10 protein-coding genes are annotated in these 12,656 nt (G+C 47.5%); 9 read left to right on the top strand and 1 reads right to left on the bottom strand.

What is annotated here, in order from left to right; translation table 11 throughout:
- Positions 1-22 precede the first annotated feature (22 nt).
- Positions 23-463, top strand: a complete 441-nt coding sequence (locus BN1938_RS22320; RefSeq protein ID WP_050642585.1) for a GNAT family N-acetyltransferase — start codon at positions 23-25, stop codon at positions 461-463.
- Between the two features lie 170 nt (positions 464-633).
- The gene (locus tag BN1938_RS22315; protein ID WP_050642584.1) at positions 634-978 is read left to right on the top strand and encodes a cupin domain-containing protein; all 345 of its coding nucleotides are present in this window, start codon (positions 634-636) and stop codon (positions 976-978) included.
- Between the two features lie 749 nt (positions 979-1,727).
- Here BN1938_RS22315 and BN1938_RS22310 read toward each other — a convergent pair.
- Positions 1,728-2,822: a pyridoxal phosphate-dependent aminotransferase gene (locus BN1938_RS22310; protein WP_050642583.1), complete on the bottom strand. Its 1,095-nt coding sequence runs from the start codon at positions 2,820-2,822 to the stop codon at positions 1,728-1,730.
- 123 nt (positions 2,823-2,945) lie between these two features.
- Between BN1938_RS22310 and BN1938_RS22305 the strand changes: the two genes are divergently transcribed.
- The 7 genes from BN1938_RS22305 to purC all read left to right on the top strand — a co-directional run bounded on the left by BN1938_RS22305 (position 2,946) and on the right by purC (position 12,648).
- A complete protein-coding gene (locus BN1938_RS22305; protein WP_050642582.1) occupies positions 2,946-6,236 on the top strand; it encodes a DUF5717 family protein in 3,291 nt (1,096 codons plus the stop codon).
- Positions 6,237-6,396: 160 nt separating this feature from the next.
- Positions 6,397-7,680 (top strand): DUF5716 family protein, encoded by a 1,284-nt coding sequence (locus tag BN1938_RS22300; protein WP_050642581.1) that lies wholly within the window; start codon positions 6,397-6,399, stop codon positions 7,678-7,680.
- The gene (locus BN1938_RS22295; RefSeq protein WP_050642580.1) at positions 7,655-8,422 is read left to right on the top strand and encodes a hypothetical protein; all 768 of its coding nucleotides are present in this window, start codon (positions 7,655-7,657) and stop codon (positions 8,420-8,422) included. The genes BN1938_RS22300 and BN1938_RS22295 overlap by 26 nt, the downstream gene beginning before the upstream one ends.
- Before the next feature lie 182 nt (positions 8,423-8,604).
- Positions 8,605-9,483, top strand: coding sequence for an amino acid ABC transporter substrate-binding protein (locus BN1938_RS22290; protein ID WP_050642579.1), 879 nt, complete (start codon positions 8,605-8,607; stop codon positions 9,481-9,483).
- A 69-nt stretch (positions 9,484-9,552) separates the two neighbouring features.
- Positions 9,553-10,209 (top strand): amino acid ABC transporter permease, encoded by a 657-nt coding sequence (locus tag BN1938_RS22285; protein WP_050642578.1) that lies wholly within the window; start codon positions 9,553-9,555, stop codon positions 10,207-10,209.
- A gap of 11 nt (positions 10,210-10,220) precedes the next feature.
- Positions 10,221-10,907 (top strand): amino acid ABC transporter ATP-binding protein, encoded by a 687-nt coding sequence (locus BN1938_RS22280; protein ID WP_050642577.1) that lies wholly within the window; start codon positions 10,221-10,223, stop codon positions 10,905-10,907.
- A gap of 1,033 nt (positions 10,908-11,940) precedes the next feature.
- The gene (gene purC / locus BN1938_RS22270) at positions 11,941-12,648 is read left to right on the top strand and encodes a phosphoribosylaminoimidazolesuccinocarboxamide synthase (protein WP_050642575.1); all 708 of its coding nucleotides are present in this window, start codon (positions 11,941-11,943) and stop codon (positions 12,646-12,648) included.
- Positions 12,649-12,656: the final 8 nt, after the last annotated feature.

The following is a 12,656-nucleotide window of genomic DNA, read 5'->3' as shown; positions in this document are numbered from 1 at the left end:
AAGGATACAACAGGAGGCATATATGATACGAGAAGTGAGACAGGAAGACAGAGAAGAATATTTGAAGATGGCCCATGATTTCTACCATTCACCGGCAGTGCTGCATCCGATACCGGATTCATACATTGAGAAAACCTTCGAGGAATGTATCAGCAGCGGAACTTATGGAAAGATTTATATGCTGGAATATGAGGGCAGCATGGCGGGGTACGGCCTGATCGCGAAGACATTTTCCCAGGAGGCCGGCGGGTATGTGTACTGGCTGGAAGAACTCTATATCCTGGAAGAATACCGCTCCAAGGGGCTGGGAAGCGAATTTTTTGCATACATGGAAGCACACAGAGAAGAGGGTGTCACACGCTTCCGCCTGGAAATAGAAGATGACAATACAAGAGCAAAAGCCCTTTATGAGAAACTGGGATATCAAGTTCTGGATTACCGACAGATGAAGAAAGATTTTTAGCATACATGTATACGATATTCCGTGGTTTACTGCGGATCCGCCCGGAGAGCATGAGTTACGGGGTGCCCTTTGGGTATGCAATGTTCTGTGTCAGATTGAGAATGGGTTTAAAGCACAGATTACGTACGGAAGTAACCTGAATATACAGTAAAGAAAAGGAGGATTTCAATATGACAAAAGCAGGCGAAAGAAAGATTGAGACAGTAGAAAAAGCAAACGGAGGTGCAGGCTTCATCATGAAGGAAGCCCTGTTAAGCACAGAAGAGCTTGGAAACCACTGCAAAATGTTCTCAAAAGTAACGCTCAAGCCCAATTGTGAACTTGGCCATCATGAGCATCACGGAGAAACCGAAACGTACTACATTCTCTCTGGAAAGGGAATGTATGATGATAACGGAAAAGCGGTGCCAATAGAGGCCGGGGATGTAGTATACTGCAAAAACGGAGACGGACATGGAGTCAAAAATACGGGGGGAGAGGATCTTGTTTTTGTGGCGTTGATATTGGTGGAGTAGGACGCCTGATGGGAGCGGGCGGCTGCGATGCTGTCAGGGGAGGCTTATGCTGATTCTGGAAACCGGCCGCTTAGCCTACAATTGCTAACTGCGAAAAAGCCACAGCTTATGGGACCGAGCATATTCACTTAGAAAGCCTGATGCTTTCTAAGCTCAGATGCTCTGGAAAACTGATTTGGAAATCAGTTTTCCCCCATAAGCTGCGGCTTTTTCGCAGTAAGCAATTGTACGGCACGCTAAAGGCTTCCAGAATCAGCATAAGCCTCCCCTGACAGCATCGCAGCGGCCCGCTCCTATCAGGCTGGCTGCATCAAATCGGTAGAAAACAAGACCTGGAAGCTCCCCAGACGGGAGCAGTGGATCGAGTCGGCAAGAACAAAGCAGTTTGGGCGAAATCGCTGCACCAATTCAACTTAATCCGCTTTCCCCGCCTGCGATTCTCACAGTGAGCAGTGTGTTTCCCGTACGGTTGGATGCGCCAAGCTGTGCGGAAGTGGAACAGGGCTCTTCTGGAGGCGTCTTTCAGGGCGTTAGCGCCGCTTTATCAAAATCGGAGCCGGCATGTGAACTTCCTCCAGGCCCACAAGGCCTGGAGGAAAGCCGACCCGCAGCGAGAATTCATCAGAATTCTCGTGAGTGTCGGCGGTGTTCAACATGCCGGCTCCGATTTTGATTAGCGGCGCTTACGCCCTGATTCCGTCACCAGAAGAGCCCTGTTCCACTTCCGCACAGCGTCCCCATACCAACCCCTACCCCAAACTCCTTCGAATCACCTCAATAAGCCTAGAATTCTCCTCGCGCCCCATAACACAAAACCGTACGTATTCTCCCTCCAGGCACTGAAAGGAAGAACAGTCCCGGATCATCATGCCCTGTTTGATGCAGGCCTCGAATAGGTCAAAGGCAGTCATACCGGGTTTGCGGATACGGATCAGGATGAAATTGGCGGCGGCGTCGTAGACGGTGATGCCGCTTATTTTGTGCAGTTCTTCCAACATTCTTGTGCGCTCGGTTGTTATTAAGGAGCGGGTTTCTTCTATATAATTGGTGTCCTGCAGCATTAGTTCTCCGGCAAAGGCGGCGATGCTGTTCAGAGACCAGGGAATCTGGTGCTCCTTTACCCGGGCCAGGAAGGACTGGCTGCTGGTGACTCCGTAACCCAGGCGGAGGCCGGGAGCGGCGAAGAATTTGGATACTCCGCGCAGAACCATGAAGTTGTCGAATTCTTCAATAAGAGACATGGCACTTACGGAAGAGATATCTGGTGCAAATTCCACATAGGTTTCATCAATCATAACAAAGGTTCCGGCCTTCTGACAGGCGGACAGGATGCTGCGCATATCAGAGGTGCCTATGACGGAGGATGTAGGATTGTTGGGATTACATATGATCAGGAGATCATATCCGGCCTCGAGTCTTTCTAAAAAATCAGGGATGTTGAGGCAAAATCCAGTGTCGGGATTCAGATGGTAGTAATCCTGTATACTGTCAGAAAAAGAGAGTTCTCTTGCATATTCTGAATATGTGGGGCCCAGTATGAGCGTTTTTTTAGGGCGGCGCTGTTCAATAAGCAGAGAGATTAGTTCTGTGGATCCATTTCCCACCATGACATGGGCGGGGGATACCTGACAGTATTCGCCGATGGCGCGGCGAAGGGAAGTATATTCTCTGTCCGGATAGGTGGAAATGATATCCAAATTGCGGCTTAAAGCCTCTTTTACCTTCCAGGAAAGGCCGAGTGGATTTACATTGGCGCCGAAGCTGATGATGGAATCCTTAGGAATTCCGTAGTATTCCGATATTTTTTCCAGGTCACTGCCGTGAAATTCTGGTTTTGTATTCATGTATACAATCCCCTTTCAAATTCTTTCATTCACCCGTTGCAAGAAATAGTATAAAGATGATATAATTCATTATAGCGTGCTTATGAAAAAATGCAACGAAAGAAATATGAGTAGGTGACTAACTTGAAGAATAAGATTAAACGTCTTTCCAAAGGAGATTTTCACATTCCGCAGCCGGAGATTATTTTCCCCGAGACACGGATTATTATGCGTGTCGGCGAGGGGGAGATGTATAAGGGCAGTTTTTCCCTGCAGAACCAGGGCGAGGGGACCATCAGAGGGTTGGTATATCCCTCTTCTTATCGTGTCCATTGTGAGGAACAGGGCTTCGATGGGAACCCGGTTAATATCTATTATACATATGATGGTTCCGGGCTGGTGCCGGGCCATGTGGAGCATGGCAGGTTTACCATAGTCTGCAATGGAGGGGAATATGATGTTGCATTTACGGCAATCATTGAGAAGCCCTTTGTAATGACAAGTTATGGGAAGGTTCAGAGCCTGGAAGATTTTAAGAAGCTTTCTTTCCGGGATCCGGCAGAGGCGGAAAAGCTGTTCCGCTCCAGAGATTTTTACGAGATTTTAAAATATGAAGATAAACGCATCCAGGCCCTTTACGATAATATGCGCAAATGGGAACTGGATCAGCAGGCCCTGGAGGAATTTCTTGTGGGCTGTAAGCAGAAAGAAAAGATATTTCTGACCCTGGAAGAGGAGAGCCGCGCTTTTATGGAAGTGGAAGAGGCTCGTAAAGAAACTTTGACGATTAAAAAGAATACCTGGGGATATCTTTCTATTGACGTGCAGACGGAAGGCGATTTTTTATCCGTAGAGCACGTGAAGGTAACCACGGAAGAGTTTATCGGCAATTCCTACCGTTTGGAATATATTATCACACCGGAGCATCTGCACCGGGGCAGTAATTTCGGACAGATCACGCTGCAGACTCCTTATGAGACTCTGGCCTACGAGATTGTGGTGGAGAAGGATGTCAGGCGGGATGAGGAACACCGTGCGGGCGATATGGAATTTACCAGCATTGTGAAGCGGTATCTGACTTATGAGGCCGGCAGGATAGACCTGAATACCTGGACAGAGGAATCCCTGAAGAAGATAGAGCATCTCAGGGAGAAGGATAATAAGAAAGAACTGTATCTTCTTGTACACGCGCATATCTGCCTGCTTGGAAAACGCTTGGAAGAGGCGAAGTGGATTCTGGAATCCTATAATTATAACCGGTTTGCAATTGGCAAAAATGTTGAGATGAGTTCTTACTATTTATATCTTACGACCCTGCTTAGCAACGATTCGATCGGGCAGCGGCGGGTGGCAGAGGAACTTTCCAAGTCTTATATGAAGCATCCGGAGAGCTGGCTGATTCTGTGCATGCTGGTCAATGTAGACTCGGAGTACAAGATATACAGCGAACGCCTGCGTGCATTGGAACGTCAGTTTTATGAGGAGAAGACGCACAGTATCTGGTTCTATATGGAGGCATTTAAGTGCTTCAGGGATAAGAGTTCCTCCCTGAAAAAGCTGGGCAAATTCGAGGTTATGGTGCTGTATTTTGCGGCAAAATATAAGCTGATGACAAAGGAGCTGGCCCTGTATACGGCGAATCTGGCAAGCCAGCTAAAGAATTTCGACAGGCATCTGTATGAGACGCTGGTACTGGCCTACAAGATGTATGAGGAAAACATGATCCTTACAGCCATCTGTACCCTTTTGATCAAGGGAAACTGTATCGGCTACGATTATTTTAAATGGTATGAAAAAGCAGTGGAGACTGAGCAGAAGATTGCACAGCTCTATGAATATTATATGGCTTCTATTAAGGAAAGCCATTTCCATAAGGCACTGCCCAGATCTGTGTACCTGTATTTTATGCATGGAAACACGCTGGACTACCGAAAGTGTGCTCTATTGTATTCCAATCTGATTACGTATGAGGATGAATCCAGCGAGATCTATGCGCATTACCGGGATGAGATGGAGGCTTTTGCATGGAATCAGCTGGAGAGACGGCACATCGACGAACAGCTGAGAATCATTTATAAGCGCTTTATCGTGGAGCGTTCCATGAATCCGGAGCGCATCAAGGCATTATATGATATCTGCCATGCCTATGAGATTACTACCAAGGTACCGAACATGAAGTTCATCCACATCATAGCGGATGACGGAAGCATTACCCAAAAGGTGCCGTATACGGACCGGGGCGCCCAGGTCTTCTTATACGCCAAGACGGACAGGCTTGTATGGGAATCCAGGGACGGCAGGCATTATACCGATTCGATTCCCTATGAGAGCAGACGCATGTTCTATGAACTGCGTTATATGGATATGTGCAAGAAATATATCAACAGCATGCGCATGAACCGGATGGAAGAGGCAGAGGAAACACTGACTCTTGATATTGTGCGGGAAAAAGGCGTAGAGAACTATGGGGAAGAGGAATTATTTAGTCTCTGCAGTAAGAACATCAGAGAGAATAACTACGAAAACGATGATTTTCTGACCTATATCTGTTTTGAATTATTCAAAAAAGGTCAGTACGATAAGGTGATCCTGACGTATCTTTCCAATTATTACTGCGGCGCCACAACTGATATGAAGCGGCTCTGGAGAGAGGCGCGGGAGTATGAGGTACATACTCATAAGCTGGCGGAGCGGATTCTGACACAGATGCTCTTCTCGGAAGAACTGTTTGCGGAAGTGCAGGTATTCGAGGAATACTATGCGGAGGGCGCCTATTTCAGACTGCAGCAGGCATATCTGGCCTATATGTCCAGGGGCTATGTTGTGGAGGAAAGAAAGATCAGCAGGAGCATCATTGATATTATATGCAGAGAGTATGAAAAGGGAGAGGACACGATAGATATCTGTAAGATCGCGGTTCTCAAGTACTATTCCAACAGAGAATATAATTCGATGATACGCAAGACCCTGAAGAAGTTCCTGCAGGAACTCAGCGGCAAACAGATTTATTTCCCGTTTTTCCTCGCGTATGAGAAAGACTGGCTGATTGAACTTCAGCTCTGGGATAAGACGCTGATCGAATATAAGGGACAGAAGGGCAGCCGTGTTATGCTTTACTATCAGCTGCAGAAAGGGGATTCCGAGGAGGTGGATTACTCCACCGAGGTGCTGACTCCGATGTACGAGAACCTGTATGTGAAGAAGTTTGTGTTGTTTGCCAATGAAAAGCTAAAATACTATTTTAAGGAAACAATTGACGGTAATACATACAGGAGCGATAAAGAAACCTGTGTGAAGGAAGTAAAGAAAGGCGAATCGGGAAGGTACGGACGTCTGAACGACATCCTGCTGGAGGATGGCCGGGAACGGGATATAAAGATGAGATCATATGCGGCGGAGGATGCGATTGCCGCCCATATGTTTGAACAATATTAATGGAAGATGATGGTTACTGTTCACAGGCCAGCCTGGAATCGGTAACATAAAATGTCACTATGCCGCCGGGAAGACCGGGACATAGCCGGCAGAAAGTACATTACGGCCGGGGGGGGGCAAAGCAAAAGCCCCGGCGGTAAGGGTGAGGAGGCTGTCTGTAATGGGACAAGGCAATATAATTGGATATGAGATAAATGATAAGACCTGCCAGATCAGTTTCTACAACGATCAGCAGCTGGAGCCGGAGACACTGGAGGTGGATTCTGATAATTACCAGATCCCACTGATTATCGGTAAACTTAGGGACACATGGGCTTACGGCAAGGAAGCAAAGCGTCTGGTTACAATTAAAGAAGGGTTTACGGTTACGAGGCTGCTGGACAAGAGCCTGGCAGGAGAAAAGATTGAGTTTGGAGAAGAGACTTATGATGCGGTCTGGCTGCTCTCCAAGTTTGTGCAGATGTCGCTGCAGTCGTTTCCGCAGATTGAGGGGATCGTGTTTTCTGTCCCGGAACTGACTGAGGAGCTGGCTCAGCTTCTGCGTGGGATTGCGGTACGCATGAACATCGATAAGAGGCACATTTTTATTCAGGATTATAAGGAAAGTTTCTGCAACTATCTTTTTTACCAGCCCAAGGAGCTGTGGCAGTACGATGCCGCACTGTTCTGCTGTGACCGTAATGAGATCAAGGCTTTTATGCTAAGAAGGCTGAAGCCCGGGCTGGGCGGGGGCAAAACGACTTTCGTCACGGTAGACGAAGTCGCCAGCGCCCATATGAAAGAACTGGCTGCCGTTTATCCGGTGCTGAATGAGGACAAGGCGAAAGAGGCGGATTCACGTTTCTGTAAATTTATAGAAAGCGTATTTGATAAGCGCATTGTATCCTCCGTCTTTCTGACAGGAGAGGGGTTTGAAAACAACTGGTACCCGACCTCTCTGCGCGTACTTTGTAATGGAAGAAGAGCCTTCATCGGAAATAATCTGTACAGCAAGGGGGCCTGTTACACGGCTTACCGGAAGATGTTTATGCACATAGAAGACCCGGTGTACCTCTCGGATACAAAGCTGACGGATCAGATTACGGTGAATATGAGGGTGGACGGTCAGGAGATGTGGTACCCGATTGTGTCCTGGGGGGCGCACTGGTATGAGTCTAACAATCAGTGGGAAGTGCTTCTGGAGGATATGGAGAACATAGAACTGCATGTAGAATCTCTGGTGCAGGGGACTTTAAAAACAGAGGTTATTTCGCTGGAAAATTTCCCGAAGAGAGGCGAATATTCCATGCGGCTGCAGATAGAGACGCTGTTTCTGGATGAAAAGACCTGTAAGATCACAGTGCGGGACGTAGGGTTCGGGGAATTTTACCTGCCTACGGATTTTCAGGAAGAGAAGATTATACATTTAGGAGGCAATGATGGGAAGTTTAATTCTTTGTCATGACAGGCATGCAACGCATCCTTATGAGATTACAAGGATCCACTGCAAGATATTTACAATTGAAGAATTATGCTATTATCTGTGCAACAATCTCTACCTGATTGACTACACGATCATGAACGAACAGCTCTGTACCTGGCTGGAGGAAGAGATCGGTATGCCGGAACTGGCGGGGAAGCTCAGGGATGTCATCCGGATGCGCGGTTCGGTGGAAAAGTTTGTACTGACGATCCTGAAGAGCTCCCGGATATTCAGGGAACCGGAGATGATACGGATTCAGAACGTGCTGGAGCGGCTGAAGAATCAGAAGGACATTGAGCGTCAGAAGTATAAGGGCGATAACCTGCTGGAGAGCGGGGAGATCGAGGAGGCGATCCTCGTGTATCAGGCCATTCTCAACGAAGAGGCGGATGAAAGTGTGGATCCCAAGTTCTACGGCAAGATATACGCCGGGCTGGGCGCAGCTTACGGGAGGCTGTTTTTGTATCAGGAGTCGGCCAGGATGTACGACCGGGCTTACCAGATCTGCGAAGACACTGCACTGCTCAAGCCGTATCTGTACGCGTCCTACAAGTATATGTCCCTGGAGGAATACCACATCCTGCTGACAAAGCACGATGACTATGTGGAAGTCAACGCCCAGATGCGCCAGGAGATGGAAGACATTAAGAAGCATATACAAATGGAGCCAAGTTCTGTGCTGCTTGAAAAATGGAAACAGCAGTATCGGAGAAGTCACATATAGGCATTGTCCGCAGCATCTCCCGGCCCACGGTAAGCGTCCCCTTTCATCCATGTCAGGACTCGAGCCCGTCCCAAATCCCAATTGACATTCGAATAGAAATATGTTATTATATGTAAGATTTTAGCGTGGTAAAGTAATCAATTTGTAAAAGAATAAAGCACCACGGCAGGGAGGGCGTATCTATGAAGAGAAAATTAGCAGTAGCAATGGCAGCTGCACTTGTGCTGACAACAGCGCTGGCAGGATGCGGAAACAAAGCGGAAGATAGCAAGTCAGAGGGTACTAAAACAGAGGATACCAAGACAGAAGATTCCGCAAAAGACGATGAAAAGACAGATGGAGTAAGCGCAGAGAAAAGCGAGGGAGACAGTTTTACGGTAGGGTTTGACGCAAGTTTTCCACCTTATGGCTACAAGGATGATGACGGCGAATACGTGGGATTTGACCTGGATCTCGCACAGGAAGTGTGTGACAGAAACGGCTGGGAGCTGAAAAAGCAGCCGATCGACTGGGATGCGAAGGATATGGAGCTTAGTTCAGGCACCATCGACTGTATCTGGAACGGATTCACCATGAATGGACGTGAAGACGATTATACATGGTCAGAGCCATACGTAGACAACAGTCAGGTAGTAGTAGTTGCCGAAGATTCCGGAATCAAAACACTGGAGGATCTGGCAGGGAAAATCGTGGAAGTACAGGCTGATTCATCTGCACTGGCAGCTCTGGAGGGAGACCAGAAAGAATTGGCTGGAACTTTCAGTCAGCTGACACAGGTACCGGATTATAATACGGCATTTATGGATCTGGAAGCAGGCGCTGCAGAAGCAGTAGCAATGGACGTAGGTGTTGCAAAGTATCAGATCGAATCCCGCGGAGGCGGATACATAACCCTGGACGAGACGATTTCCACTGAGCAGTATGCAGTCGGATTTAAAAAGGGAAATGAGAAGCTTAGGGATCAGGTTCAGAAAACGCTGAATGAGATGTCAGAGGATGGAACATTCATGACAATCGCTAAAAAGTGGGGCGTTGAAGACGCTGTCTGCTTAGGCAAATAAAATTAAAAAGTAAGAATGAAAAAGGTCAGAATTACCATCTGGCCTTTTTACTACCCGGAGGTCAGGAAGATGAAGATAAGTTTTATGGCAATGATCAGCCAGTTATCAGGGGGCATGTTAGGGACAATAGGGATATTTTTTGCAACTCTTTTGTTTTCACTGCCGTTAGGTTTGCTTGTGTCATTCGGAAGAATGTCAAAAATCAAAATCATTCAGTGGATAACGAAAGTATATATTTCTATTATGCGCGGGACACCGCTCATGCTGCAGCTGATGGTGGTTTATTTCGGGCCGTACTACATATTCGGAATCCGGATCACGGCGTCTTACAGGCTGAGTGCGGTATTGATTGCATTTGCGGTCAACTATGCCGCATACTTTGCAGAGATATACCGCGGGGGCATCGAATCAATGCCGGTCGGACAATACGAGGCGGCAAAGCTGCTGGGATATAACCGGGTGCAGACTTTCTTCCGCATCATTTTCCCCCAGGTTATCAAAAGAATTCTGCCGTCGGTGACAAATGAAGTGATTACGCTTGTAAAAGATACGTCCCTTGCATTTGCCATTGCCTATGCGGAAATGTTTACGACCGCAAAACAGATAGCGGCTGCCCAGACCTCCATAATTCCTTTGGTGGCTGCGGGTATATTCTACTATGTGTTTAACCTGATCGTGGCTGTTTTCATGGAATTTATCGAGAAGAAGCTAAATTATTATAAATAGGAGGGAATGTCATGAGTCTGTTAGAAATGAAACATATCAAAAAACACTTTGATGACCTTGAAGTACTGCAGGACATTTCCCTGAAGGTAGACGAAGGACAGGTCCTGGCAATTATCGGCCCATCCGGCTCCGGAAAGTCCACTCTGCTTCGTTGTGCGACGAACCTGGAAACTCCGGATGCGGGAGAGATCCATTACGAAGGAGAATATGGCCTGGTATTCCAGAATTTCAATCTTTTTCCCCATTTTTCAGTCATGAGGAACATCACGGATGCCCCGATCAAAGTGCAGAAACGGGAAAAAGAGGAGGTCTTTAAGGAAGCGCGCGTACTTCTGAAAAAAATGGGCCTGGAGGATAAGGAAAATGCATACCCGTACCAGCTCTCAGGCGGTCAGCAGCAGAGAGTTTCCATAGCCAGGGCCCTGGCTATGAACCCCAAAATCCTTTTCTTCGATGAGCCCACCTCGGCGCTGGATCCTGAGCTGACGGGAGAGATCCTGAAAGTAATCAAAGATCTGGCAGCAGAGCACATGACCATGGTGATCGTTACCCACGAAATGAATTTTGCCAAACATGTGGCCGACCATATCATCTTTATGGATAAGGGCATTATCGCGGAACAGGGAACCCCGGAAGAAGTCTTTGGGTCCGATAACACACGAATGAAAGAATTCCTGGGGAAACTCTCCAGAAACTGAATATAGCTCACGAGCTTTAGCCTCGGGAGCGGACGGGGAGGGGGGGGCCGCTTACCGCGAGCCGGGACGTGCTGCCAAAAGTGCCTATCCTGTTGAAAATACAGCCCGCTGCGCCAAGCAGCAGTAAGCGGAAATCCGCAAAACCAGACAGAACCGAACACATTCACCGCTTAATCTGATGATTAAGCGCCTCAGGTGTTCTAAAAAGCTGCTTCGGGAGCAGCTTTTTTCTGTCTGGTTTTGCGGATTTCCGCTAACTGCTGCTAGGCTCGCTAATATGTATTTCCAACAGGATAGGCACTTTTGGCAGCACGTCCCGGCTCGCGGTAAGCTGGACTCATCCAGTCGGCAGAGAAGATCTCGTTCCCCGGTTGGGGATCCTAAAACGGGGGCTGCGGATGTGGAATGGCTGCGAGGATCGTTTTTGAGGGGAAAGGTGATTTGCATCAGTTTTTTGCGAAAAGTTCAATATTTACTATAAATAATAAGCATGTGAACATCATACACATAGTCGACACACGTCCGTTACTCCGGTTCGGGACACCAACCGGGGAACGGGCTTTTATTACCGGCTGGATGAGCCAGCTTTATGACAGGGATGCCGGGGTGGGACTGGGGCTGTATATGCCGGTGCGAAATGCTGGAGTGCGCTTAGCGCTTCTTGGACAACCACTGCCGGATAGGCGGGGAAAAACTTGATCACCGAATCAAGTTTTTGAGGAACTCAGCGCGGGAAATCATCAGATTTCCCGTAATGTGTTCCGCGTACCCGCCTATCCGGCAGTGGTTGTACTAGAAGCGCTTAGCAGCACGGGTGCATTACGCACCGGCATATACAGCCCCAGTCCCACCCCGGCATCCCTGTCATTAAGCGTCCCCATCCCATCCCGGGACGATTTCCCGTCCTCCAAATCCCATATTGATTTTCCGTCCCCCTTGTATTATAATCATCATGCGAGACTTTGTATTTCTTTTAGAAAGACAGCCTTACTACTTTATGTATGAAAAATCGAAAAAGGACAGGTGTGAACGTATGAAAAAATTAGAACAGCTTTACGAAGGAAAAGCAAAAAAGGTATTTGCTACTGATGACCCGGATATCGTAATTGTAGATTATAAAGACGATGCCACCGCATTTAATGGTGAGAAGAAGGGGACGATTGTTGGGAAGGGCGTTATTAATAACCGCATGACCAACTATATCTTCCAGGTGCTGGAAAAGGAAGGCGTGCCGACACACTATGTAAAGGAACTGAGTGACAGAGAGACTGCAGTGAAGAAGGTGGAGATCGTTCCTCTGGAAGTGATTGTGCGTAATGTGGCTGCGGGCAGCTTTTCCAAGAAGCTTGGGATCGAAGAAGGCAGAAAATTATTAGCACCGACTTTGGAGTTCAGTTATAAAGATGATGATCTGGGCGACCCTATGATCAATGATTATTTTGCAATTGCGATTGGGGCTGCAACGAGAGAAGAGATTGATAAAATTACGGAATATACCTTTAAGGTTAATGACGTTATGAAAAAGTTCTTTGATGACGCGGGGATTGAGCTGATCGACTTTAAGATTGAATTCGGCAGATTCCATGGGGATATTATCCTTGCGGATGAAGTGTCACCGGATACATGCAGGCTGTGGGACAAGGAGACACACGAGAAATTGGACAAAGACCGTTTCCGCAGAGATATGGGCAATGTAGAGGACGCATATCAGGAAGTATTTAAGAGAATCGGCATCAAATAAATAGGAGA

Source organism: Eubacterium sp. SB2, from assembly GCF_001244405.1.
GTDB classification, from domain to species: Bacteria; Bacillota; Clostridia; order Lachnospirales; family Lachnospiraceae; genus Faecalicatena; species Faecalicatena contortus_B.
The sequence above is the reverse complement of the archived record's forward strand: the minus strand, read 5'-3'. Positions and strand labels throughout refer to the sequence as shown.